Origin of the sequence: Halorubrum salinarum, assembly GCF_013267195.1 — an archaeon.
Classification (GTDB): Archaea; Halobacteriota; Halobacteria; order Halobacteriales; family Haloferacaceae; genus Halorubrum; species Halorubrum salinarum.
In genome coordinates, this window is sequence record NZ_CP053941.1 from 1,239,709 (window position 1) to 1,262,922 (window position 23,214).

A 23,214-nucleotide genomic window follows, 5' to 3' on the forward strand; every position below is an offset into this window, starting at 1 on the left:
CGCCTCGCACCACACCACATCCGACGATGAACGCAGACCGATCCCCCTCCAGACGCACCGCCCACCCCGACCCGTACGTTGGCCCCCACCCGTCCGAACCGCTCCCGTCGCGCGGCGCGATGGTCGCCTTCGCGGCGCTGCCGGTCGCGACGGTGGCGGCCCTGTCGTTCCCGACCGCGGCCGCCGTCGCGCTGGCGGCCCTCTGCGGCGCCGTCGCCGGCGCGGCGATCCACCGGCGCTACCCCGCCGCGGTCGACCGAACGGTCCGCCTGCCCGACGACGACGGCGCCGTCCGGGAGGCCTGATCCGGCGGCCGGTCCCGATTCCGCCGCTGACGCCCGCCCTCCAATTCCCCGCTGACGTACCACCCTCCACTCCCCCGCTGACGCGCCGCCCTCCCGACGCGGAACTCGACATTTATCATTCGCCGTCGCCGACCGTGAGGCGTGACCGACCGCCACCGCGGTCCGGATCGAGGCGGACGCGACGCGCCCGGCGCGTCAGCCGCGCTCGGAGCCGGCGCCGCGCTGTTCAACGAGCGACGCTTCCTCGCGGCGCGCGACGCCTGGAACCGGGGACGGCGATCCGCCGGCGACGACCGCGGCGACGACGACGAGCGACTGCTCCGGGCGCTCGCCGCGACCGCGGCGGCGACGCACCGCGCGGCCGACGGCGACCGCGCCGGCGCGGCGGCGGAGGCGGACGACGCCGCGGCGGCGCTGAGGGGCGTCGCCGACGCGCGGTGCGTCGCGCTGGCTCCCGTCCGGGAGTGGGCCGAGCGGCTCGCGGCCGATCCGGGAGGAGCGGACCCCGCGAGCGCGCCGCGGATCCGCGTCGACGGCGAGGCGCCGATGGTCGACGGGCTGTCGCTCGCCGCGGCCGGGGTCGCGGCGCCGGCGCTCGCGACGGCGGGCGAGCCGGGCGACCCGGAGACGCTCGCGACCGCGGCGGCCTTCGCCCGAGAGGAGCGCGGGACGGGCCGGACCGAGTTCGCCGAGCTGCTGTTCGCGTACCTCCGGACGCCCGACGCCCGGCCGCAGGTGGCCGCGCGGCTCGGCGATCACGTCGACCGAGAAGAGCGGAAGCGCCGCGACGTCGACGGGCTGTTCTGAGCGCGGCGGGCCGGTCAGGCGTCGTCCGGGTCGGCCGGGAAGTTCGGTTCGGCCGGCGACTCGTTGGCGGGGCGGTCGGCGTCCGGCGCGAAGGACTCGGGCGCGTAGCGGTCGCCGTCGGCCTCGGCGTCGCGGTCGGACTTCGGCTCGCCCTCGAAGGTGTAGTCGGCGGAGTTGTCGGCGGGGTCGTAGCCGAGCGCCTCGCGGGCGCGCTCGATGGAGTAGTAGCGGCGGTCGTTGGCCGAGATGCCGTACACGATCTCGTAGCCGTACTCCGCGCGGAGACAGCGGTCGAACAGGTGCGCGCAGTCGCGGTGCGAGAGCCACATCGCCTGCCCGCGCTCGTACTCGCGGGGCGGGTGGTCCTTGGTGAGGTTCCCGATGCGGACGCAGACGACGCTCATGTCGAACTCGTCGTGGTAGAAGCGACCGAGCGACTCGCCGGCCGCCTTCGAGACCCCGTAGAGGTTGCCGGGGCGGGGCAGTTCGCTCCCGTCGAGCCGGTAGTCGTCCTCGGGGCGATACAGGTCCGGAGTCCGGTCCTCGGTCTCGTAGCCGCCGACGGCGTGGTTCGAGGAGGCGAACGTGAACTTCTCGACGCCGGCCTCGGCGGCGGCGCGCATCACGACCTGCGTCCCGTCGATGTTGTTCCGGAGGACCGAGTCCCACGGCGCCGTCTTCCGCGGGTCGCCGGCGAGGTGGATCACCGCGCCGACGTCGGCGACGGCCTCGCGGACGGCGCGCTCGTCGGTGATGTCGGCGACGTACCGGTCGGCGTCGGTGACCCCGTCGGGCACCTTCGCGGCCGGGAGCGGCTCGCGGTCGAGGAGCCGCCAGTCGTACTCGTCGCCGAGACCGCGGAGGATGGCCTGTCCCACCCGTCCGCCGGCGCCCGTCAGGAGGACCGGCTCGTCCATTCGACTCTACGTGGGCGGGAGAACGGCATATATGACACGGTTCGGCCGATACGGTGGAGTGCGGGCCGCAAAGGGGTGGCTGCGGGAGAATCGGAGGGAGAAAATCGCCGGAACGCGGCGCTTACAGCTTCTGCCGCGAGACCTTGACGCCGGTCGGGGTGACGATGATCTGGTCGTCGCCCTTCTGGACGATGTCGCCGTCGACCTCCTGGACCACCTGGCGGAGCTCGTCGTAGACGTGTTCTATCGTCCGGTCCGACGTGGAGTGGCGGGTGATGTCCGCGATGACGAAGTCGCCGTCGTAGACGGCGTCTTTGATCGGGATGACGTCGCTCTGGTCGGCGATCTCGGCGAAGTGTACCTGCGTCCCCGTCTCCGCGTGCGCGTCGGCGAAGTCGTCCGAGTCGAGCTCGACGTAATCATCGACGGAGCGGCTCCCACTTCCGCCGAGGATCTTGCTCATGATGCCCATACACACCACACGACGAGGTCAGACATTAGTTCTTACGTCAGACGCACCCTCACTCCAGCCGCTCCTGCCACTCCTGGACGCGGGAGAGCAGCTCCACCGGCGCGGTCGCCGCGACGTCGACGTCGCTCAGCTCCTCGATCACGGCGCGGGTCTCGGGGTCGAGGCCGTCGGCGGTTGCGGAACTCTCGGACTCGGCGCTGCCGGTCGCCGCCGACTCGGCCGCTTCCGTCGATTGGGATCCGGCGGTCGCGCCGTTGCGACCCGCCTCGGAGACCGAAGCGTCCGCGGTCGCTCCCTCGGCGTCGCCGCCGCCCGAGAACGACCCCGACGAGAGGTCGAACACGACCTGCTGGGTCTCGCCGTCGCCGCCGGGAGATCCTCCGGCGGCGCCTCCCCCGCTCCGCGAGCCGCGGGCCTCGATGGCCTTCTCCTCGCGGAGCCGGTCCAAGACCTCGTCCGCGCGGGAGACGACGGGGTCCGGCACGCCGGCGAGGTCGGCGACGTGGACCCCGTACGAGCGGTTCGTCGGGCCGTCGCGGACGGTCCGGAGGAAGGTCACTTCGCCGTCGCGCTCGTCGACGGCGACGTGAACGTTCGCGACGCGCGGGAGGTGGTCGGCGAGCGTCGTCAGCTCGTGGTAGTGGGTGGCGAAGAGGGTCCGCGCGCGCACCTCGTTGTGGAGGTACTCGGTCGCGGCCCACGCGATGGAGATGCCGTCGTAGGTGGCGGTGCCGCGGCCGACCTCGTCTAAGATGACGAGCGACTCGTCGGTCGCCGAGTGGAGGATGTTCGACAGCTCCTGCATCTCGACCATGAACGTCGACCGGCCCTGCGCCAGCTCGTCGAGCGCGCCGACGCGGGTGTAGATGCCGTCGACGAGCCCGACCTCGGCCGCGCGGGCGGGGACGAACGAGCCCGCCTGCGCGAGCAGCTGGATCAGCGCGGCCTGTCGCATGTACGTCGACTTGCCGCTCATGTTCGGGCCGGTGACGATGAGGAAGCCGCGCTCCTCGTCGAGCCGGAGGTCGTTCGGGACGAAGTCGGTCGTCCCCTCGACGACCGGGTGGCGCCCGGCATCCACGTCGAGCCGGCGCTCCGCGGTCAGCTCCGGGCGCGTCCAGTCGTTGCGGGCGGCGTGGGTCGCGAGCGAGGCGAGCGCGTCCAGCTCCGCGACCGCCCGGCCGGCGTCCTGGAGCAGCTCGGCGCGCTCGGCGACGCGCTCGCGCAGCTCCTCGAACAGCTCGTACTCCAGGTCGCCGCGGGCCTCTTCCAAGCGGAGGACCTCCCGCTCTTTCTCCGCCAGCTCGTCGGTGACGAACCGCTTCGAGTTCTTCAACGTCTTGATCTCGCGATAGCCCTCCGGGACCTGATCCGCCACCGACTTCCCGACCTGGATGTAGTAGCCGTCCGTCTTGTTGCGGTCGACGGTGACGTGGCTGAGCCCGTGCCGGCGCTTCTCGCGCTCCGCGAGCCCGTCGAGCCACGACTTCACCGACTCGTGGCGCTCGATCAGCTCGTCGAGCTCCTCGTCGTAGCCGCGCTTGAGGAGTCCGCCCCCCGTCTTCGCCTTCGGCGGGTCCTCGGCGAGCGCCTCGGCGAGCTCGTCGCGGAGGGCGGCCGCGCGGTCGCGGTCGACGCGGTCGAGGACGGCGGCCGCGGGCGAGTCGGCGAGGGCGGTGTCGGCGACCGCGTCGGCCAGCTCCGGCAGGAGCGCGAGCGTGTCGCGGACCGAGAGGAGTTCGCGTGCGCCCGCGCTCCCGCTCGTCGTCCGCGCCGCGAGCCGTTCGAGGTCGTAGGCGTCGCCGAGCACCTCGCGGATCCGGTCGCGGGCGAGCGCCGCGGACGCCAGCGCCTCCACGGCGTCGAGGCGGTCGGCGAGCGTCTCGCGGTCGCGCCGGGGGCGAGTGAGCCACTCCCGGAGCAGCCGCCCGCCGGCGGCGGTGACGGTGTGGTCGACGGTGTCGAACAGCGAGCCGTCGGCGTCGCCCCGCATCGTCTCCGTGATCTCGAGGTTGCGCTGGGTGGTCGCGTCCACGTCGACGCGGTCGTCGGCGCCGTAGGCGGTGAGGCGGGTCATCGACGCCAGCACGCCCGCGCCGGTCTCCTCGACGTACGAGAGGACCGCGCCCGCCGCGCGGACCGCCAGCTCCGAGTCCAGTCCGACGCTGTCGGTCGTCTCGCGGCCGAACTGCTCGCGCACGGCGTGCTTCGCGCGGCCCGCCGCGAACGCCTCCGCGTCGAAGGCGGTCACGCGCCCCGAGAGGTCCTCCCGGACCGCGCCGAGCAGGCCGTCGTCGTTGCGGACGCGCGGGCCGGGCAGCACCTCCGCGGGGTCGAACCGGTAGAGCTCGGCGCGCAGGTCGCCGCCGTCCTCGACCGTCGTCGCGAGGAACCGCCCCGTCGTCACGTCGGCGAAGACGAGCCCGTAGGGGCCGTCAGCGGCGTCGGCCGCGCCCGTCTCGTCGCCGGCGTCTTCCTCCCGAACGACCGCCGCGAGGTAGCGCGCGTCGTCGTCGCTCGTCTCCAGGACCGTCCCGGGCGTGACGACGCGGACGACCTCGCGGGCGTGGTCGCCGCCCTCCGTCTCGTACTGTTCGGCGACGGCGACCCGGTAGCCCCGCTCGACCAAGGCGTTCACGTACGGCGTCAGCTCCGAGAGCGGCACGCCCGCCATCGGGTACGACGAGCCGTGGGAGGACTTCTGCGAGATCGAGAGGTCCAGCTCGTCGGCGACCAGCTCCGCGTCGTCCGCGAAGAACTCGTAGAAGTCGCCGCACTGCATCGCGAGGACGTCCGCGTCCGTCTCCGCCTTGAGATCGAGGAACTCCCCGACGATCCCCGTTGCCATATGTCCGTACTCCCGCCGTGTGAGGCTAAAACCCTGCGGGTGTTAGACGGGCGGTAGTGAGCGGCCGGACCACGACGGGCGGCGAGACTGGTCTGACCAAGAGCGTCCGTAATTACAAGCATCCGCCCCGCGTAGGCGCGGTATGGACGCGTCGGGCAGCGGGGTCGTTGATCGCCTCCGCCAACCGGAGTACACCGGCGAGAATCGCTGTACCCCCTGTACCGCCGTCAACGTCACGATCGGCGTCGCGCTCGGCGCGGCGGTCGCCGTCGCCGTCGATCCCGTGGTCGGCGCGGCCGCGACGGGGCTCTCGCTCGCGGCGGTCTGGCTGCGCGGCTACCTCGTCCCGGGCACGCCCGAGCTCACGAAGCGCTACCTCCCGGAGTCGGTGCTCCGGCTGTTCGGCAAGGCGCCGCCGGCGGCCGGGATGGAATCGGGGGCATCGGCCGCGATCGGGACGCCGGCGAACGAGGCCGACCCGTCGGGCGAGTCGGCCGAGGGCGTCGCCGTCGACCCGCAGTCGTACCTGCTCGCCGCGGACGCGCTCGTCGAGACCGACGACGGGAGCGACCTGACGTACGCGCCGTGGTTCGCGTCCGCGTGGCGGAGCGAACTCGAAACCGCCCGGGAGACGGCCGACGGTCCGGCGGTGGCGCGGCTCGCCGACGTGCCCCCCGACGACGAGCCGAGGCTGTCGGTCGAGGAGCGCGGAAACGCGGTGGTCGCCGCCGTCGACGGCGAGCGGGTCGGCCACTGGGTGTCGCGGCCGGCGTTCCTCGCGGACGCCGCCGCCGACCGCGTGCTTCGCGCGAGCGACGACGAATGGACCGACCTCCCGCAGGCGGCGCGCAGCGAGGTGCTCGGTGGGCTCCGGCTGTTCGTCGAGGAGTGTCCGGCTTGCGGGGCCGAGGTGACGCTTAGCGAGGAGGTCGTCGCCTCCTGCTGTACCGCTCGGGACGTGGTCGTCGGGCGCTGTGACGGGTGCGAAGCGCGGGTCTTCGAGCTGGAGCCCGCCGCGCTCGACGGAGTCGAGTGACGGGAGGCTGCGGACGCTCAGCCGCCGCCTACCCCAGTCGATTCCGCTTCGTCGACAATCGATGGAGCAGTCCGGACACGCCGAATATCCCGGCGAAAAGGACCGCGTACGCGTATCCGGAGACCGCGTCGAACGGAACCGTACCGGCCCACGCCGCGGCGGCCAGCAGTCCGCACACGACGGCGAGTCCGACGTAATACTCGCTCCAGAGGATGTCGTTTTCGGAGACGACTTCCAGGTACATCTCCAGCTGTCGGCTGTCTTCGGTGAGCGACACGAGCCCACGGTCGGCCTCGTAATCGATGAAGCCGCTGTCGGAAAGCTTCGGCAGGTGCGACTGATGGAGCGCGGTGTACACGCGCTTGCGCTGTTTGTACGTGACCTCGTTGATCCCGACGTCGTTCTCCCACGCCGCCAGCTGTTCCGCGATGTCGCGGACCCGCGCCTCCGAGCCGTTCCGCTTCAGGTACTTGATCACGTTCCGCCGCCGCGCGTTACTCAGCGCGGTGAACACCTCGTCGCGCGAGGGCCCGGCGTCGTCCTCGGCGCGTGGGCCGCCCTCACCGTCGGCGAGCGATACCTCCGGCCCCGTGGGTTGTGGTGTCATAGCATATTCAATTACTTGACGACCACATCAACGTGAGACGACTTATCATTTTCGCTTAACAAACTTCTGTCAGATAGCAATCTGATAGATCACAGAAATCGTCTCTTACAGACCCTCAAAATACCGCTAAGACTGATTAGTAAAATAATAATTCATTCAACCTCTTTTCTACACCCAATAATGTATCCTTTCTGTAACATACAATTCGAGAAATCGAGGTGCGACGGCGCGGTAGGCGGCGCATACATAGGTCGGTTCGGCGCCGTTCAGTGTGTATGAACGCGTCACGCACCGCGCTGTCGGCCAGACTCGGACGACCCGCCCGGACCGCCGTCGACCGCCTCCGGCAGCCCGAGTACACCGGCGAGAACCGTTGCCTGCCGTGTACGGTCGTCAACATCGGGATCGCCGCGGTCGGCGCGGCGGCGGTGGGCGCGGTCGGTGCCCCGCTTCTCGGCGCGGCCGGGTTCGGACTCTCGCTCGCGGCGATCTGGCTGCGGGGCTACCTCGTCCCGGGGACGCCCGAGCTCACGAAGCGCTACCTCCCCGAGCGGGTCCTCGCGCTGTTCGGCAAGGCGCCCAACGGGGTGGGGCGCGGGAAGCCTCGGGCGGGCGATGTCGATCCGGAGGCGTACCTCCTCGACGCCGGCGTCCTCGTCGAGACGCCGGGGGGCGACGACTTCGCGTTCGCGCCCGACTTCGCCGCGGCGTGGCGGGCGGCGGTCGACGCCGACGCCGAGGGGGCGACCGACGACGACCTCGACGCGCTCGCGTCGCTCACCGGGGTCGACCGCGACGAGCTGGCGATCGACTGGTACGAGGGCGTCGGCTTCGCGTACGCGGGCGACGAGAAGATCGGCCACTGGGAGTCGCGCGCGGCGTTCCGGGCGGACGCCGCGGCCGACCGCGTGCTGACGGCGACCCGCGACGACTGGGCCGACATGCCGCTCGCGGACCAGAGCACCGTCCTCGGGGCCCTCCGGCTGTTCGTTGAGGAATGCCCCTCCTGCGCCGGGGACGTGGCGCTCGAAGAGCGGGTCGTCGAGTCCTGCTGTTCCAGCTACGATGTCGTCGCCGGGCGGTGCGCGGGCTGTGACGCGCGGCTGTTCGAGCTTCGGCTGCCGCCGTCGCTCGCGGCCGCGAGCGAGTAGGAAAAGCGAACGGGCGGCGGAGAACCGAAAGTGCGGCAAGAACCGAAGGAGAGCGGTCGAACCCCGAGCGGGGCTGTTTTTCCGAGCCGAGTCACCGCGGCCGTAGCTGTCGCAGCACCGAGAAGCGGTTGACCCACAGCTGGACGGCGCTCGCGGCGGCGAAGGCGCCGAGCGCGAGGCTGGTCCAGAGGACCGGGTCGACGGCCGACACGAGCGGGGCGTCGAGGAGCGCGGCGAGCACGACGAGCAGCGACGCCACCGCGAGCGCGCGGTAGATCTCCGACCACGTCGCGCCGCCGGGCGCGAGGATCTCCGTGTAGAGCCGGACGTCTCGCGCGCGTCGCGAGAGCTCGATGGTCTGTGAGTCCCGGTCGTACGTGATGACGCCCGCGTCCGCCAGCTTCGGGAGGTGCGTCTGGACGAGCGACGTGTACACGCTCTCGCGACAGCGCTTCGGCGGCGGGCTCTCGCCGGTCTCGCGGCCGGCGACGAGCGTCGACAGTTCGTTGACCGAGACGGGCCCGCCGACGGACCTGAGCTGTTCGATCGCGCGCCGTCGGCGCTCGTTCGCGAGGATGGCGTACACCTGTTCGGCCGGAAGCACGTCGTTTCGGAGTTTCATGGGGTGGGGATCCGGAGACCGCGCTCGGCGGCGTCCGAGGTCTGTCGCCTACTGCGTCAGACGAGGGTATATGTATGAACTCGCTACCCGGTGAGATCCCCCTTCGAGCGGCGGAAGTACGAGGTCCATGTCGGATTCGACCCGACGGGTACGGTCCCCGTGCCGCGTTCCGAGGCGGCGGTACGAGTATCATACCGGCAACATCGCCCGGAGTAGGGGCGCCGGACCGCCGGTCGAACGCTCCGTTTGACTCGGCGACTGAGACGTTCTATCGCGTGGAATCGGTCGTTCGACGGTGACATGGGAGCGCGTAACTACGTCGGTATCCCTCGGAGGGGGAAGTAACCGATTCGGCTGTCCAGCGCGGACGGGGGCGGGTCGGGGGAGAAAGCATGAGCCAAGACACAAACGACAAAATCGGACTCTCGCGGCGCAAAGTCCTCGCCGGCCTCGGTGCCGTCGGCGTGGCCTCCGCGGGCGCTGGACTGGGAACCACCGCGTACTTCAACGACACCGAGTCGTTCGAGGGCAACACGCTCACCGCGGGCGAGCTGGACCTCAAGCTGGACTACAAGTCGACGTACCTCGGCGGTCCCGGGCGCCTCGACGACGTTATCGACATGGGCTACCCGGACGCCGAGGACCTCGGCGAGGGACGCTACCTGCTCGGGCAGGCGCCCAGCCCCGCGGACATGCAGGCGTGGGAAGACCTCGTGATGGAGGACGACTTCGACTTCTGTTCGCCCGAGGCGGACCAGTACCTCGTCAACGGCAGCGGGATCCCGGTGTTCACGCTCAGCGACGTGAAGCCCGGCGACTCTGGCGAAGTGACCATCAGCATCCACATCTGTGACAACCCTGCGTTCCTCTACCTCGCGGGCGAGCTGACGGAGAACAACGAGAACGGTCAGAGCGAGCCCGAGATGGAAGACGAGGGCGAGGACACCGACGGCGTCGGCGAGCTCGCCGACGCCATCGAGGTCTGCGTCTGGTACGACGAGGACTGCGACAACGTGTACGAGCCCACGGGCACGGGCCAGCAGCAGGAACTGGAGGTCGCTCTGGTGAGCGACGTCTCCGGTTCGATGGGCGGCGCACCGCTCTCCGCGCTGAAGACGGCCGCGACCAGCTTCGTCGGCAACCTCTCGTCGCCCGACGAGGCCGCGGCGATCTCGTTCAACTCCGGCGCGACGACCGACCAGGAGCTGACGACGAACTACCAGCTCGTCCAGAACGCGATCAACAACTACAGCGCGGGCGGCGGCACCTCGATCGCCGCCGGCATCGTCGAGGGCGAAGACGAGCTCCTCAACGGCACCAACGCCACGCCGGGCGCGTCGAAGGTGATGATCCTGCTGAGCGACGGCCAGTCCGACAGCGCCGCCGCGATCAGCGCCGCGGACGACGCCGAGAACAACGGGATCCGGATCTTCACTATCGCGCTCGGGAACGCCGACACCAGTCTGTTGGAGAGCGTCGCCAGCTCCCCCGACGACGCGTTCGTCGCGCCCGATCCGGCCGACCTCGACACCGTCTACGCCGAGATCGCGCAGATCGTCCTCGCGGGCGAACAGAAGATCATCGAGGGCACGATGGCGGAGGTCTTCGACGCGCTCGCCGAGGGCGTGGCGCTCGACGGCGACCGCCAGGAGGAGGGCCGCCAGCCGTACCCCGGCGCGACCACCCAGTGTATCGGCTTCGAGTGGACGCTCCCGGCGGAGGTCGAAAACGAGATCCAGACCGACTCGGTCATGTTCGACATCGGCCTCTACGCCGAGCAGTCGCGCCACAACGACAACCCCCAGGTGACGTTCAACGGCACGGAGGCGAACAGCACCAGCGTGTAAGCGGCGAAACAACGCTGTCCTCCGGACGACGAGACACGTCCGGTCCCGGTTCGGCGCCTTCGGGCGGCCGACGCGGCGGTTCGCGACCGCCGCCGGGAGTTCCCTTCGGGGATGATACACAATGAACGACGACACTATCGGACTATCGCGGCGCAAGATGCTGGTCGGTCTCGGAGCGGTGGGCGTAGCCTCCGCCGGCGCGGGCCTCGGCACCACGGCGTATTTCAACGACACGGAGACGTTCGAGAACAACACGCTGACGGCGGGTTCGCTCGACCTGTTCGTTCACGTCGACTACTCCGAGGACCAGGGCAGCTACGCGCAGTACTCGACGCCCCCGGGGAGCTTCATCAACGGTAACGTCGTAGGACAGCTCGAAGACGGCGAAGTCGTCACGCAGGAGGGAGAGGGCCTGAGCATCCAGGTCTCCGACCTGAAGCCCGGCGACTCCGGCGAGGGCGAGTTCTGCTTCTCGATCGTCGACAACCCCGCGTACATGTGGATGTGCGGCGAGCTGACCGCGAACGACGAGAACGGGATGACGGAGCCTGAGATGGACGACGACGAGACTTCCGGTGGAGACCTCGCTGACGCGATGGAGGTCACCGTCTCGTACTGTACGTCCGACGGCGAGGTCGGCGACGAGATCGTCTCCGGGTCGCTGGCGGAGGTCATGGACGCGCTCATTGAGGGCGTGCCCCTGTCCGGTGACGGTGACGCGAGCGCGGCGGTCGCAGACCGCCCCGCGTTCGAGGGCGTCACCGAGCCGTTCGTCGACGGAGCACCGAACGTCGCGGAGCAGTGCGTCTGCTTCGAGTGGGTCGTCCCCACCAGCGTCGAAAACGAGATCCAGACGGACTCGGTCATGTTCGACTTCGAGTTCTACGCCGTCCAGTCGCGGCACAACGACGGGACCCACAACCCCTGCGTCGAGAGCGTCGAGGGCGAGGGCTTCCCCGAGCTCGAGGACAGCGTCTGGCACGCCCGCGGTATCTACGGTAACGGCGGCGGCGCGGCGAACCGCGAACTCGACATCCGGCTCCCCGACGACACGCCCGTCCACAGCGGGAACGAGAACGTCGCGTGGCCGAACGGCCAGCCCGTCCCCTTCGAACTCACCATCGACGGCGGCGACGCGAAGTGGACCGTCGACGGCTCCGAGGTGACCGTCTCGCCCGCGCCGCTCCCGACCAGCGACACGGTCGTGGTGATGGCGAAGGCGTCGAGCGCCGACTCCACCATCGAGGTCAACGACATCGCGTTCAACGGCACTTCGCCCACGGGCGCCGACTCCGTCTCCGCCGACGGTAACGTCGGCGAGCAGCAGAAGGTGAGCCTGAGCACCGTCGCCTTCGGCGAGGGCGACACCATCACCGGCACCGTCACCATGTCGTGGCCCGCCGGGTCGCCCCCGAACCGCGAGGGGCTGGGCTTCCGTATCGACGTGTAACGCCGCGACAGCGGCGCTTCTCCCACTCCGGACCCGCGCGGGCGGCCGGGACGACGGTTCGACTCCGTCGGTGGGACTCCCTTCGGGGAATCACAATCATGAACGACAAGGAAAACATCGACACGATCGGACTCTCGCGGCGCACCGTCCTGGCCGGCCTCGGCGCGGTCGGGATCGCCTCCGCGGGCGCGGGCCTCGGCACCACCGCGTACTTCAACGACACCGAGTCGTTCGAGGGCAACCAGCTGACCGCCGGGCAGCTCGACCTGCTCGTCGACTGGCAACAGACCTACGACTTCGGCGAGGGCCACCAGTTCGTCAGCGCGCACCCGGACCACGACGGCGACGGCGAGCAGTCGATCGAGATCGACGGCACGGTCTACAAGTACAGCGACTTCCCGGACGAGGAGGACGAGGACAGCAACGGCGCGAACATCCCGGTGCTGGACTGCGAGACCATCCCGCCGCTCTCGGAGGCGGACTTCGGCACCGACCCCGTCACGGGCGAGGAGATGGACACGCTGGTCCGGCTCACCGACGTGAAGCCCGGCGACTCCGGCGAGATCACCTTCTCGCTCCACCTCTGTGACAACCCCGGCTACATCTGGATGCAGGCGGGCAACATCTCCGAGTCCGGCGGCGCCGGCACCGAGCCGGAGCTCATCGTCGACCCGGACAACATGGGCGACCTCGGCGACGCGATCAACGCGCGGCTCTGGTACGACGAGGACTGCGACAACGTCTACGACGCCGCGCGGCCGGTCGACATCATGCTGACGCTCGACTTCTCGGGCTCGATGCTGTACAACCAGTACGGCGGCGTGGTCAGCAGCGACCCGATCACGATCAATGGGACGACCTACAACGAGACGACGAAGATCGACCTCGTCGAGCTCGGCACCCGGCAGTTCATCGACTTCCTCCAGAACGCGGGCGCTGACGCGCAGGTGGGCGTGGCGTACTTCGACGGCGAAGGCAGCAACGACACCCAGCCCCGGACCGGCATCCTCCAGCCCCTGACCAGCAACCTCTCGGACGTCGACAACGCGCTGTCGAACCTCCGGCAGAAGCTGGCGGACGTGGTGACCGGCGGCGAGCCCTCGTCGCCCGGCGACGGCGACGGCAACCCCGACCCGTTCTCGAACGCGAGCGGCATCGCGACGGGCACCTACATCGGTGAGGGCGTCGACGACGCGCAGGGCGAGCTCGACGCGAACGGCCGCGCGAGCGCCGACAAGCGCAACATCGTCCTCTCGGACGGCCAGTCGTTCAACGGGACCGGCAGCACCCAGTTCTCCTCGCCCATCGACGCGGCCAACGACGCCCGCGCGGCGTCGCCGAGCCCCGCGACCGAGCTGTACACGATCAACGTGAACGGCAGCGCCAGCACGCTCCTCGCGATGGCCGGCCCCGCCGGCGGCGCGGGCGGCGACCCGGTGTTCTTCAACGACCTCGACGACCCGCTGAACATCCCGACGGTGTTCGGCAACCTCGCGGCGCAGGCCACGCAGGAGAAGGTCATCATGGACGACACCCTCGCGAACGTCCTCGCCGCGCTGGCGGACGGGAACGGCGTCCCGCTCGACGGCAACCGCTCGACGCTGTACGACGAGCTCAACGACGCCCCCGACGACGCGGACCGCGACGCGTTCCGCGGCGACGGCGTGATGCACTGCGTCGCGCTCTCGTGGGAGCTCCCCTTCGACGTGGGCAACGAGATCCAGGGCGACACGCTCGGCTTCGACCTGGGCTTCTACACCGAGCAGGAGCGCCACAACGACGGCGCCGGGCCGTCGGCGGCGGCCTGATCCGGCGGTTCGGACCCCGCCGCGGCGCCGTCGAGCGAGACCGACCGACGGGCGAGCAGATCGAGCGACCGCGGGCGGGTACGGTACCCGTACCGTCGGGGTACGGAGCCCCGGCCGCACGGGTAGGACGCGCATACATACGAGCACAGTGAGAGTAGGGAGGGTATCGACGACACGGCCGTTCGGAGCCGCGACGACAGATAATGACACAGAAGGAATCAGGACTTACGCGGCGGGAGGCACTCGCGGGCGCCGGAGCCGTCGGCTTCGCCGCCCTCGGGGCCGCCTCCGGACGGCCGACGGGAACGGACAGCTGGGGTGAGTACACGGACTACACCTACGCGCAGACCGACCGGCCGTGGGACCTGCTCGTCGGCTGGCGGCGCACGGAGAACGGGACGGTCGTCGATTCGAGCCCGACCGGCGCCGAAGACGACGTCGAGGCGGCCGGAATCCGTCTCGTCGACGTCGACAACGCCCTCCCGCACGACACCGGGACCGCGAGCGTGGGGCTCCGCTTAGAGGACCCCGCGGGCGCGGCGCCCGACGGCGTCCGGGTGTGGCTGAAGATAGCCCCCGGGCTCGACGGCGCGGACGCCGCGAGCCGCGCGCTCGCCGAGCGCATCCGGCTGGAGGTCCGGTACGACACTGGCCTCCTCGGCGTCGGCGCGTGCGCGGGCGCCGAGAGCGACTTCGCCGGCTACGGCGAGCTGATCGCCGCCGGCACGCTCGCGGAACTCAGCGCCGACCCGGTGGCGACGGGGATCGAACTCGATCCCACGCTGCTCGGGAACGGCTGCCTCACGACCGAGGAGCGCCGCTGTCTGACCTTCACCTGGGAGTTCGACGGCGAGGGCGGCAACGCCGGACAGGGCGGCGCCGTCGACTTCGACGTGCGGTTCGCCGCCGACGACTGCTCGGCCGAGGGGAACCCCTTCGTCATGAGCGACGTGAGCGACGGCGACGCCACCGAGGTGGGACAATGACCCCCGGAGGCGACGGTGGACGGCGCCCGAGCGGGCTGAGCCGCCGCCGGCTGCTCGCCGGGATCGGCGGCGTCGGCGCGGTCGGGATGGCGAGCGGGATCGGCACGGGCGCGTACCTCTCGGACCGCGAGACGTTCCCGAGCAACGTCTTCGGCGCCGGCGAGGTCGGGCTGACGGTCGACGGCGACCCCACGAGCGGGACCGTCACCGTCGGGCCGCTCGCGGTCGACCGGACGACGTTCGACGACCGCCCCGCCCCCGAGCGGTTCGAGGTGGGGGCGTCGGCGAACCCCGTGCGGGTGTGGCTCGCGACGGAGTGTCCGGACGGCGACCGGCTCGGGAACGCCTTGGAGGTCGAGATCGTCGTCGACGGCGCGTCGGTGACGGGGGGCTACCGCCCTTTCGCGGCGGTCGAGCGCGACCTCGCGACCGGGGTGCGGATCGACGACGGCTGCCTCGACCCGGACGGCGGCCCGATCGTCGTCGAGGTCGCCCCGTACCTCCCGGCGGACTCGCCCGACGTGGGCGGGGAGGCGACGGACCTGACCTTCCGGCTCTACGCCGAGCAGTGCCGCCACGTCTCGGAGGAGCAGGCGAACGCGCCGGGGGCGAACCCCTTCGCGGGCGTCGTCTGCGAGCCGACGTGCGTCCCCTGCGAGGACGAGAACGGCGTCAAGATCGGATCGCTCACGCTCCGGTACCTCGGTGACGACCCGGCGACCGTCGTCGTCGTCGCCACGGGCGGCGGCCGCGGCGGCGTGGGCGCGGGCGGGACGACGGTGTTCGACGCCGAGGTGGCGCCGAACGAGACCTTCGTGGTCGACGGGAGCGCCTCCCCGACCAACGGCGACCCGAACTGGATCGGCCCGAACATCCGCCTCGACGACGGCAGCGGAGCCGGCGGCGACAACGGAGGCGGAAGCAACGGGAACGGGAACGGCGGCAACGGTGGCGGTCAGGACCGCACGGGCGTCGACATCCACACGAGCTGTTCGGTTCCGCTCCGGGTCGGCGACGTCTACGGCGGGCTGTACGAGATCGTCGCGGCCGCGACCACGGACGGCGAGCCGCTGTGCGGCTCGGAGGCGAACTGATGACCAAACTACTCACATCACCACGGACGAAGCGCGCGGCGAACGTACTCGGGATCGTCCTGCTGATCGCGGTCGTCGCGCCGTTCGCGGTGTTCGCGGTCCCCGAGGTCGTCGGCGCCGACGAGAGCTTCGTGGTGCTCACGGCGAGCATGACGCCCGCCATCGCGCCGGGCGACGTGGTCATCGTCGCCGAGCGCGACCCGACCGCGATCGCCGAGGGCGACGTGATCACGTTCGTCCGCGGCACGAGCGACGTGCCGGTGACGCATCGGGTGATCGGCGTGAGCGGCGAGGGAGCGGCGCTCGCGTTCGAGACGATGGGCGACGCCAACGAGGGGCCGGATCCGGGGCTCGTCCCGGCCGGGAACCTCGTCGGCGTGGTGACGCTGACGATCCCGTGGATCGGCTACGTGATCCAGTTCGCGGGCACGCGCGCCGGGTTCGTCGCGCTGGTCATGCTCCCCTTCGGCCTGCTCGCGGCCACCGAGGTTTGGTCGATCGTCCGCGACCGCGGCGAGTCCGGAGGACAGGCCCCGGCGACCGTCGAGCCGGTCGAGTCGACCGACGGAGCGGGCGCCGAGGTAGCGGCCGCGACCGACGCCGAGCCCGCCTCGACGGCCGACGCCGCGGGCGGGTCCGGCGGCGTCTCGGTGGACGCGGTCGGGGGCGCGGCGGCGGTGCTGGCCGCGGTCACCCCGTACGCGGTCTACGTCGCGTTCGAGCTGCGCACCGCCGTCGCCATCGCGGTGGCGGTCGCGGCCGCGACGCTCCTGCTGGGCGCGCTCGCGGCGTGGATCCCGGCGAGCGGCGTCCTCGACCGGAGCGGTCCGAGCGCGGCGGAGACCGACGCGCCGGCCGCGGCCGCCGACGGCGGCGTGTCCGAGACCGACGGGGGCGCTGACGCGCCGGCGACCGACGCCGGCGAGCGCGAGGTCGACGCGGTCGACCACCCGGATCGGGAGATTCCAGCGACGACGCCAGCGCCGGCGGACGGCGCCGCGGAGGCGGACAGATGACCGCGAACCGCGGGCTCGTCGCGCTCGTCGCCCTCGCCGTGTTGGTGTGGGGCGTCGCGTTCGCCGGGGGGGCAACGATCGCGGTCCTCACCGCGAACGCCACCGTGACGACGACGTTCGAGACGCCGGACGAACTCCGGCAGATAGACGAGTCCGCCGGCGAGGGGTTCGCCGTCGCGGCCGTCGCGAACGGAACGACCGAGGTGAACGGAACCGCGCCGGCGGCGACCGCCGCCGGACCGGGCGAGAACGTCTCGGCGCCCGCAGGCGGCAACGCCTCGGCGCCTCCCGACGGTAACGCCTCGGCACCGACCGACGGCAACGTCTCGGATCCCGCCGGTGAGAACGTCTCGGCGCCCGCAGACGGCAACGTCTCGGCACCGACCGAGGGCAACACGTCGAGCCCGAGCGAAACGGCACCGGCCGCCGACGGCAACGCCTCGGCGCCCGAGGGTGACGGCGCTTCGGCGCCCGCCGACGGCAATACATCGAGCCCGACCGAAACGGCACCGACCGCGGGCGGTAACGCCCCGGCGCCCGCGGACGGCGGCGAGTCGAGCCCGACCGAAACGGGCACGGAACCGTCGGAGACCGGCGAACCGTCGACGAACGAGTCGAGCGGCGCGGAGAACTCGACGGCGGTCTCGGCCCCGGCGAACGCGTTCGACGCCGATCTGCGGCCCGCGTCCGACCGGCCGAACGGCACGTGATCATGGACGCGCCGATCGGCTCGCAGCAGTCCGGAGAGGGGCGCGGGAGGAGTCCGTGCGCGCGGCGGTCGGCCCTCGGGATCAAGCTCACCGCGCTGCTGCTCTTCGTCGCGCTGCTGCTGCTCGCGTTCCTCGTCGCCATGATCCGCGGCCTCGGGTGATCGGACCGGGCCCGGATGGCGACCGATTCCCGGATCGTGGGGGCGTCCCGCGGAATTATCACCGGGAGCGTCGTAGCCTCGCCAACGAATGGTCGCTATCGACGCCTACGCGTTCGTGTTCGTCGCCGGACTGATCACGGCGCTGGCGACCGGGATCGGCGCGCTCCCGTTCTTCTTCTTCGAGACGATCAGCGACCGCGGGAACGTGGCGCTGTGGGGCTTCGCGTCGGGGATCATGCTCGCGGCGTCGCTGTTCGGCCTCGTCCAGGAGGGACTCGCGGAGGGGACGGTCGTCGAGATCGGCGTCGGGATGCTGGCGGGGGTCGTCCTCGTCGTCATCGCCCACGAGGTGCTGCTGGACGCCGACATCGATCCGAGGGAGTACGCCGAGGCGGACTTCAAGAAGCTGATCCTGATCCTCGGCGTGCTGACGGTCCACAGCTTCCCCGAGGGGATCGCTGTCGGCGTCTCCTTCGCCGACCTCGGGCTCGAGGGCGGCACCACGCTGTTCGGCTTCACCGTCCCGCTGTTGGCCGTGTTCATGACCGTCGCCATCTCGATCCACAACGTCCCCGAGGGGACGGCCATCTCGATCCCGCTGCGGTCGATGGGCGTCTCGAAGTGGAAGATGGTGTGGTGGTCGGTGTTCTCCAGCCTCCCGCAGCCGATCGGGGCGGTGATGGCGTTCGCGTTCGTGCGGTACGCCCGCGAGGTCCTCCCGTACGGCTTCGGCTTCGCGGCGGGCGCGATGATCTACCTCGTGCTCACCGAGTTCGTCCCCGAGGCGCTCGAAACGGGCGCCGACCTCCCGCGGGGCGGCAAGCCGGTCCTCGTCGGCGGGATCGCGCTCGGCGTCGCGCTGATGGTCCCGCTGGCGTACCTGTGATCGCCCGGGGCCGAGCGGGCGGCCCTCACTCAGCACCCAGCACGGTCGGGTTGACCGCGCCGGGCCCCTCGCCCACGTCGTAGCCGCGCCGGACCGCCTCGGTCATCCCCTCGACCGCGGCCTCGACCGCCTCGCGAACCGATTCGCCCCGCGCCAGCCGCGCCGCGATCGCGCTCGACAGCGCGCAGCCGGAGCCGTGCGTCGCGTCGGTGTCGACCCGCGGCGTCTCGAAGCGGTCGACCGCGGGGGCGGACTCGGAGTCTCCCGCCTCTTCGGCCCGCACGAGCGTGTCGACGACGGCGTCGTCGCCGGCCTTCCCGCCCGTCAGGTGTCCGCCCTTCACCAGCGCCGCCTCCGCGCCGAGCGTGACCAGCTCGCGCCCGGCCGCCTCGGCGTCGGCGGGCGTCTCGACCGGGTCGCCGGTCAGCACCGCGGCCTCGTCCGCGTTCGGCGTGACGAGCGTCGCGGCCGCGACCAGGCCCTCGTAGGCCGCCTCGGCCGCGGGCGAGAGCAGGCGGTCGCCGGTCGCCGCGACCATTACGGGGTCGACGACGAGGGGAGCGTCGGCGTCCGCGACCGCCTCGGTCACCGTCTCGACGATCTCGGCGGTCGCGAGCATCCCCGTCTTGACCGCGCGCACGTCGAAGTCGTCGGCGACCGCCGCGTACTGGGCCGCGACGTGGTCGGCCGGGAGCGGGTTCACGTCCTCGACGCCGCGGGTGTTCTGGGCGGTCGTCGCCGTCACGACCGACGCGCCGAAGACGCCGTGGGCGGTCATCGCGGTCAGGTCGGCCTGGATTCCGGCGCCGCCGCCGCTGTCGCTGCCGGCGACCGTCAGCGCGACCGGCGGGTCGACCGGGTCGTACTCGGGCATACGCGGTGGTACAACTTAGTGATATTAATTGGTGGTGATTCGATCGCGCGCTCGGACGGCGCCTGCCGTCGCCGAACGACCTTTTCGGCTCCGCGGCGTACCGGCGGGCATGGCAACCGACTCCGACGCCGCGACCGGCGCCGACGAGCGCGAGGCGATCACCGTCTACTCCGACTACGTCTGTCCGTTCTGCTACCTCGGGCGGCGGTCGCTCTCGAACTACCAGGAGGCGCGCGAGGAGCCGCTCGCGATCGACTGGCACCCGTTCGACCTCCGCGCCGGGCAGCGCGGCCCGGACGGCGAGATCGACCACGACGCCGACACCGGGAAGGACGACGAGTACTACGAGCAGGCCCGCGAGAACGTCCGGCGGCTCCAGGAGGAGTACGGCGCCGACGAGATGGCGCTCGAACTCGCGACCGACGTGGACTCGCTGCCCGCGCAGGTCGTCTCGGTCCGCGTCCGCGAGACGGCTCCGGACGCGTGGCTCGCGTTCGACGAGGCCGTCTTCGACGCGCTGTGGCTGGAGGGCCGGGACATCGGCGACCGCGACGTGCTGGCCGACATCGCGGCGGAGGTCGACGGGCTCGACGCGGGCGTCGTCGACGAGGCGCTCGGCGACGACGACCTCCGCGAGCGCGTGACCGAGATGTTCGACGCCGCGCGGCGGCGGGGCGTCACCGGCGTCCCGACGTTCGCGTACGACGGCCACGCCGCCCGGGGCGCGGTCCCGCCCGAACAGCTCGGACGGCTCGTCGAGGGCGTCTGATCGGGGCGAGAGCGCCGCGCCGACGGGACGCCGGGACCGGCGGTCAGTCGTCCGCGCCGGCCTCGGACCGCTCCTCGGCCGCGTCGCTCCGCGACCCGACGGGGTCGCTCCGCGGGTCCACGAGCCGGTACGCGAGCGCGACGCAGCCGAACGCGAGCGCGAACCCGGCGACGACGTCGGTGAGCCAGTGGATCCCGAGGTACATGGTCGCGACGACGACCGACAGCGAGAGCGGGACCGCAAGCGGCGTCCACCGCGGGAACGCCTCGCGGGTCAGGACCGCGAACGTCCCCACGGTGACCGCCAGCGAGGTGTGGAGCGACGGGAAGACGTTCGTGTTCACGTTCACCTCGCTCGCGAGGAGCATCACGTCCGGCTGGTTGGTGAAGAGGAGCGGCGTCACCATGTCGGGCATCACGTTCCGCGGGCCGTAGGCGAACACGAGCGTGTACAGCGCCAGCCCGATTCCGTAGTTGAGCGCGTAGGCGACGAGGAGCCGCCTGAGCGCCGTCGTCCGCGGGAGCGCGAGGTACGCGATCACCGGGAACGAGAGGAGGAAGGCGTAGCCGTACACGTACACCCACGAGAAGTACGCGGTCAGCGCGGGGGCCGCGAACGTCGCCTGGACCCACGCGACGAACCCGCCCTCCAGCGCGTAGATGAGCGCCGTCGCCTGAACGCCGAACAGCCTGGAGACGGTCTGGAGCGAGCCCCGACCGACGGCGCTGGCGAGCAGCACCACGCAGAGGAGCGCGATCGCCCGACGGGCGTCCCAGATCCGGCCGCGGAGCCCGCGCCACGCCGCCCGGAGCCGGGCGGGACCGACCACCGCGAGCGACGCGGCGGCGAGCATCGCCCCGACCCACGCGACGACCGACGCGACGACCGAGAGGAACGGCGTCATCGGCCCCGGGAGAGCAACCGCCCCTCGTCGTCGAAGCGATACCCGATCTCGCGGAACGCCTCGCGGGCGGCCGCGACGTCCAGCGACCCGTCGTCGTCGAAGAACGGGTGGACCGGGTCGCGCCCGTCGGTCCACGCGAGCGACGACGGCACCGCGTCGGGCGACGCCGCCAGCGGCGACGCGGCCGCCTTCGCGTACCCGTCGAACGCCTCGTCGACGAGCGCGGCCTTGTCGATCAGCCGGGCGACGACCGCCCGGAAGCGGGGGTTCGACAGCGGGCTCCGCCGGGTGTTGTAGCCGACGTGGTAGAACGCCGCCGACCGACCGCTCACGAGCCTGGCGGCGTCCGAGCGGCCGATCCGCGGGACGGAGGCCGGGCCGAGGTTCGCGGCGGTCGCGTCCGCGAGCCCCTCGGCGACCGCCTCCACGGCCGAGATGTCCGACGGCAGCACCTCGACGCGGAGCCGGTCGAAGGCCGGCTTCCCGTGGTACCGCGGCGGGATCCCCGCGCGGGGGTCCGCCGTCTCGTCGTCGGCGTCCGGCGCCGGGCGGACGAGGAAGTGGTCGGGGTTCCGCTCGAAGACGACCGACTCCTCCGCGGTCGCCTCGACGAAGCGGAGCGGGCCGCTCCCGACCGGGTCGGGGTTGTTCGAGACCACCGCCTCCGTCGTCTCGAAGTCGAACTCGAAGCCGGCGATCGTCGCCGCCTCGGTCCGGTCGGCCCAGACGTGTTCCGGGAGGACCGGCACCTGGAGCGCCCGGGCGGCGACCCGGTCGTTGACGTCGGGCAGCGTGAGTCGGACGGTCGCGTCGTCGAGGGCGCGCTCGTCCTCGACGAGGGAGCTCCGCCCGCGGAACCGCGGCGTCGGCACCGAGGTCTCGACGCTCCCCAGCGAGGTGTCGCGGAGGAACCGGTAGGTGAACGCGACGTCGTCCGCCGTCACGGGCTCGCCGTCGTGCCACCGGGCGTCGCGGAGCGTGACGTCGACGGCGGTCGCGTCGACCCGCTCCCAGTCGGCCGCCAGCCACGGGACGATCGACTCCCCGTCCGCGCGGACGAGCGGGTCGTACAGGAGTCCGGTGAACGTGCCGTGCCGCCGGAACTCGGCGGCGATCGGGTTCCAGTTCTGCGTGATCCGGTCGTCGGTCGTCACGAGTCTGAGCACGCGCCCGGACTCGTCGTCGGCGTCCGCGGCCGTCGCGTTGCCGCCGGGCGCGTCGCCGTCGTCGGCCGATTCGCCCTCCGGGGTCGCGCGGTCGAGGCCGAGCAGTCCGGAGACCGACACCGGCTGGCGGTCCTCCGTCCAGCCCTCGAAGCGGTTCTCCTGGACGGCGGTGAGGGCGTCGGGGAACGCGACGACGGAGAACGGCTGGAGGTCGCACACCGTCTCCTGGAGCGCGGCGACGGCGTCGGTCCGTTCGCCGGCGGTCGCTCGGCGCTGTCGCTCCAACAGGTCGTCGACCGCGATCTCCGTGAGCCCGAAGGGGTTCTGCCATCCCGGCTCCGCGACGAACTGCGAGTGGGTCAGCCCGTACAGCGCGTCCGGGTCGAAGGGGTCCGTCTCCACGAACTGCCCGACGTAGACGTCGAAGTTCTGGTTTATCAGCACCTTCCGCCAGAGGTCGGTCTGTCCGACGGTGTTGAGTCGGACGTCGACGCCGACGGCGGTCAGGTGCTCCTCGAGCTGCCTCGCGATGCGGATGCCGTTCGGGTCCGCGTCCGCGGGCGTGGTGTTGATCTCCAGGGTCAGCTGGGAGTGGGGGTCCCGCCCGGCGATGTTCTCCGTGCGACCGAGACAGCCGGCGCTGGCGGCCGCGAGGCCGAGTCCGGTGAGCGCGGCTCGTCGGCTGATCGGTCGGGCCATCGGTTCGTCTCCCCCTGTTTTCCGCCACCGGATATATCTCTTCTGTGCTGTCGGCGCGCCGAGAGGTCGCGTCGGGAGC

22 protein-coding genes are annotated in these 23,214 nt (G+C 71.5%); 14 read left to right on the top strand and 8 right to left on the bottom strand.

Annotation, left to right across the window (positions count from 1 at the left end; all coding sequences use genetic code 11):
• Positions 1 to 26 precede the first annotated feature (26 nt).
• Positions 27 to 305 (top strand): hypothetical protein, encoded by a 279-nt coding sequence (locus tag HPS36_RS06245; protein WP_235681745.1) that lies wholly within the window; start codon positions 27 to 29, stop codon positions 303 to 305.
• A gap of 141 nt (positions 306 to 446) precedes the next feature.
• Complete coding sequence (locus HPS36_RS06250) at positions 447 to 1,112, top strand: hypothetical protein (protein ID WP_173229182.1); 666 nt, start codon at positions 447 to 449, stop codon at positions 1,110 to 1,112.
• Positions 1,113 to 1,126: 14 nt separating this feature from the next.
• On the opposite strand, the gene azf is transcribed toward HPS36_RS06250, so the two are convergent.
• The 3 genes from azf to mutS all read right to left on the bottom strand — a co-directional run bounded on the left by azf (position 1,127) and on the right by mutS (position 5,349).
• On the bottom strand, positions 1,127 to 2,029 hold the full coding sequence (azf, locus tag HPS36_RS06255) for an NAD-dependent glucose-6-phosphate dehydrogenase Azf (RefSeq protein WP_173229184.1): 903 nt from the start codon (positions 2,027 to 2,029) through the stop codon (positions 1,127 to 1,129).
• Between the two features lie 121 nt (positions 2,030 to 2,150).
• Positions 2,151 to 2,501, bottom strand: coding sequence for a cell division protein SepF (locus HPS36_RS06260; protein ID WP_121563471.1), 351 nt, complete (start codon positions 2,499 to 2,501; stop codon positions 2,151 to 2,153).
• 49 nt (positions 2,502 to 2,550) lie between these two features.
• A complete protein-coding gene (mutS, locus tag HPS36_RS06265; RefSeq protein WP_173229186.1) occupies positions 2,551 to 5,349 on the bottom strand; it encodes a DNA mismatch repair protein MutS in 2,799 nt (932 codons plus the stop codon).
• Positions 5,350 to 5,491: 142 nt separating this feature from the next.
• Between mutS and HPS36_RS06270 the strand changes: the two genes are divergently transcribed.
• A complete protein-coding gene (locus tag HPS36_RS06270) occupies positions 5,492 to 6,385 on the top strand; it encodes a hypothetical protein (RefSeq protein ID WP_173229188.1) in 894 nt (297 codons plus the stop codon).
• Positions 6,386 to 6,413: 28 nt separating this feature from the next.
• Here the strand turns inward: HPS36_RS06270 and HPS36_RS06275 are convergent, their stop codons facing one another.
• Positions 6,414 to 6,992, bottom strand: coding sequence for a DUF7344 domain-containing protein (locus tag HPS36_RS06275; protein ID WP_173229189.1), 579 nt, complete (start codon positions 6,990 to 6,992; stop codon positions 6,414 to 6,416).
• Between the two features lie 275 nt (positions 6,993 to 7,267).
• Between HPS36_RS06275 and HPS36_RS06280 the strand changes: the two genes are divergently transcribed.
• Complete coding sequence (locus HPS36_RS06280; protein ID WP_173229190.1) at positions 7,268 to 8,143, top strand: hypothetical protein; 876 nt, start codon at positions 7,268 to 7,270, stop codon at positions 8,141 to 8,143.
• Between the two features lie 91 nt (positions 8,144 to 8,234).
• On the opposite strand, the gene HPS36_RS06285 is transcribed toward HPS36_RS06280, so the two are convergent.
• Complete coding sequence (locus HPS36_RS06285; RefSeq protein ID WP_173229191.1) at positions 8,235 to 8,765, bottom strand: DUF7344 domain-containing protein; 531 nt, start codon at positions 8,763 to 8,765, stop codon at positions 8,235 to 8,237.
• A gap of 392 nt (positions 8,766 to 9,157) precedes the next feature.
• Here HPS36_RS06285 and HPS36_RS06290 point away from each other — a divergent pair, with 392 nt between their 5' ends.
• From HPS36_RS06290 to HPS36_RS06330, 9 genes are all read left to right on the top strand, one after another.
• Entirely contained in the window at positions 9,158 to 10,612 is a 1,455-nt protein-coding gene (locus tag HPS36_RS06290) for a vWA domain-containing protein (protein ID WP_173229193.1), read from the top strand.
• Between the two features lie 121 nt (positions 10,613 to 10,733).
• Positions 10,734 to 12,062: a choice-of-anchor W domain-containing protein gene (locus tag HPS36_RS06295; protein WP_173229195.1), complete on the top strand. Its 1,329-nt coding sequence runs from the start codon at positions 10,734 to 10,736 to the stop codon at positions 12,060 to 12,062.
• 98 nt (positions 12,063 to 12,160) lie between these two features.
• Entirely contained in the window at positions 12,161 to 13,870 is a 1,710-nt protein-coding gene (locus HPS36_RS06300; RefSeq protein ID WP_173229197.1) for a SipW-dependent-type signal peptide-containing protein, read from the top strand.
• A gap of 203 nt (positions 13,871 to 14,073) precedes the next feature.
• The gene (locus tag HPS36_RS06305) at positions 14,074 to 14,856 is read left to right on the top strand and encodes a hypothetical protein (RefSeq protein WP_173229199.1); all 783 of its coding nucleotides are present in this window, start codon (positions 14,074 to 14,076) and stop codon (positions 14,854 to 14,856) included.
• Positions 14,853 to 15,950, top strand: a complete 1,098-nt coding sequence (locus HPS36_RS06310; protein WP_173229201.1) for a DUF7467 domain-containing protein — start codon at positions 14,853 to 14,855, stop codon at positions 15,948 to 15,950. The genes HPS36_RS06305 and HPS36_RS06310 overlap by 4 nt, the downstream gene beginning before the upstream one ends.
• Entirely contained in the window at positions 15,950 to 16,966 is a 1,017-nt protein-coding gene (locus tag HPS36_RS06315) for a signal peptidase I (RefSeq protein ID WP_173229203.1), read from the top strand. The genes HPS36_RS06310 and HPS36_RS06315 overlap by 1 nt, the downstream gene beginning before the upstream one ends.
• Complete coding sequence (locus HPS36_RS06320; protein WP_173229205.1) at positions 16,963 to 17,676, top strand: hypothetical protein; 714 nt, start codon at positions 16,963 to 16,965, stop codon at positions 17,674 to 17,676. The genes HPS36_RS06315 and HPS36_RS06320 overlap by 4 nt, the downstream gene beginning before the upstream one ends.
• Complete coding sequence (locus HPS36_RS06325) at positions 17,673 to 17,837, top strand: hypothetical protein (RefSeq protein ID WP_173229207.1); 165 nt, start codon at positions 17,673 to 17,675, stop codon at positions 17,835 to 17,837. The genes HPS36_RS06320 and HPS36_RS06325 overlap by 4 nt, the downstream gene beginning before the upstream one ends.
• Before the next feature lie 88 nt (positions 17,838 to 17,925).
• Positions 17,926 to 18,723 (top strand): ZIP family metal transporter, encoded by a 798-nt coding sequence (locus tag HPS36_RS06330; protein WP_173229209.1) that lies wholly within the window; start codon positions 17,926 to 17,928, stop codon positions 18,721 to 18,723.
• Positions 18,724 to 18,748: 25 nt separating this feature from the next.
• Here HPS36_RS06330 and thiD read toward each other — a convergent pair whose 3' ends face one another.
• The gene (gene thiD / locus HPS36_RS06335; protein WP_173229210.1) at positions 18,749 to 19,597 is read right to left on the bottom strand and encodes a bifunctional hydroxymethylpyrimidine kinase/phosphomethylpyrimidine kinase; all 849 of its coding nucleotides are present in this window, start codon (positions 19,595 to 19,597) and stop codon (positions 18,749 to 18,751) included.
• A gap of 109 nt (positions 19,598 to 19,706) precedes the next feature.
• Between thiD and HPS36_RS06340 the strand changes: the two genes are divergently transcribed.
• Positions 19,707 to 20,366, top strand: coding sequence for a DsbA family oxidoreductase (locus HPS36_RS06340; protein ID WP_173229212.1), 660 nt, complete (start codon positions 19,707 to 19,709; stop codon positions 20,364 to 20,366).
• Positions 20,367 to 20,409: 43 nt separating this feature from the next.
• Here HPS36_RS06340 and HPS36_RS06345 read toward each other — a convergent pair whose 3' ends face one another.
• Positions 20,410 to 21,270, bottom strand: a complete 861-nt coding sequence (locus HPS36_RS06345; RefSeq protein WP_173229214.1) for a phosphatase PAP2 family protein — start codon at positions 21,268 to 21,270, stop codon at positions 20,410 to 20,412.
• On the bottom strand, positions 21,267 to 23,135 hold the full coding sequence (locus tag HPS36_RS06350) for an ABC transporter substrate-binding protein (protein ID WP_173229216.1): 1,869 nt from the start codon (positions 23,133 to 23,135) through the stop codon (positions 21,267 to 21,269). Before HPS36_RS06350 ends, HPS36_RS06345 begins: the two co-directional genes overlap by 4 nt.
• Between the last annotated feature and the right edge of the window lie 79 nt (positions 23,136 to 23,214).

Coding starts and splice junctions, on each gene's coding strand:
- HPS36_RS06245 (WP_235681745.1), top strand. CDS start 27: ATGAACGCAGACCGATCCCCCTCCAGACGCACCGCCCACCCCGACCCG.
- azf (WP_173229184.1), bottom strand. CDS start 2,029: ATGGACGAGCCGGTCCTCCTGACGGGCGCCGGCGGACGGGTGGGACAG.
- HPS36_RS06260 (WP_121563471.1), bottom strand. CDS start 2,501: ATGGGCATCATGAGCAAGATCCTCGGCGGAAGTGGGAGCCGCTCCGTC.
- mutS (WP_173229186.1), bottom strand. CDS start 5,349: ATGGCAACGGGGATCGTCGGGGAGTTCCTCGATCTCAAGGCGGAGACG.
- HPS36_RS06270 (WP_173229188.1), top strand. CDS start 5,492: ATGGACGCGTCGGGCAGCGGGGTCGTTGATCGCCTCCGCCAACCGGAG.
- HPS36_RS06275 (WP_173229189.1), bottom strand. CDS start 6,992: ATGACACCACAACCCACGGGGCCGGAGGTATCGCTCGCCGACGGTGAG.
- HPS36_RS06280 (WP_173229190.1), top strand. CDS start 7,268: ATGAACGCGTCACGCACCGCGCTGTCGGCCAGACTCGGACGACCCGCC.
- HPS36_RS06285 (WP_173229191.1), bottom strand. CDS start 8,765: ATGAAACTCCGAAACGACGTGCTTCCGGCCGAACAGGTGTACGCCATC.
- HPS36_RS06290 (WP_173229193.1), top strand. CDS start 9,158: ATGAGCCAAGACACAAACGACAAAATCGGACTCTCGCGGCGCAAAGTC.
- HPS36_RS06295 (WP_173229195.1), top strand. CDS start 10,734: ATGAACGACGACACTATCGGACTATCGCGGCGCAAGATGCTGGTCGGT.
- HPS36_RS06300 (WP_173229197.1), top strand. CDS start 12,161: ATGAACGACAAGGAAAACATCGACACGATCGGACTCTCGCGGCGCACC.
- HPS36_RS06305 (WP_173229199.1), top strand. CDS start 14,074: ATGACACAGAAGGAATCAGGACTTACGCGGCGGGAGGCACTCGCGGGC.
- HPS36_RS06310 (WP_173229201.1), top strand. CDS start 14,853: ATGACCCCCGGAGGCGACGGTGGACGGCGCCCGAGCGGGCTGAGCCGC.
- HPS36_RS06315 (WP_173229203.1), top strand. CDS start 15,950: ATGACCAAACTACTCACATCACCACGGACGAAGCGCGCGGCGAACGTA.
- HPS36_RS06320 (WP_173229205.1), top strand. CDS start 16,963: ATGACCGCGAACCGCGGGCTCGTCGCGCTCGTCGCCCTCGCCGTGTTG.
- HPS36_RS06330 (WP_173229209.1), top strand. CDS start 17,926: ATGGTCGCTATCGACGCCTACGCGTTCGTGTTCGTCGCCGGACTGATC.
- thiD (WP_173229210.1), bottom strand. CDS start 19,597: ATGCCCGAGTACGACCCGGTCGACCCGCCGGTCGCGCTGACGGTCGCC.
- HPS36_RS06340 (WP_173229212.1), top strand. CDS start 19,707: ATGGCAACCGACTCCGACGCCGCGACCGGCGCCGACGAGCGCGAGGCG.
- HPS36_RS06345 (WP_173229214.1), bottom strand. CDS start 21,270: ATGACGCCGTTCCTCTCGGTCGTCGCGTCGGTCGTCGCGTGGGTCGGG.
- HPS36_RS06350 (WP_173229216.1), bottom strand. CDS start 23,135: ATGGCCCGACCGATCAGCCGACGAGCCGCGCTCACCGGACTCGGCCTC.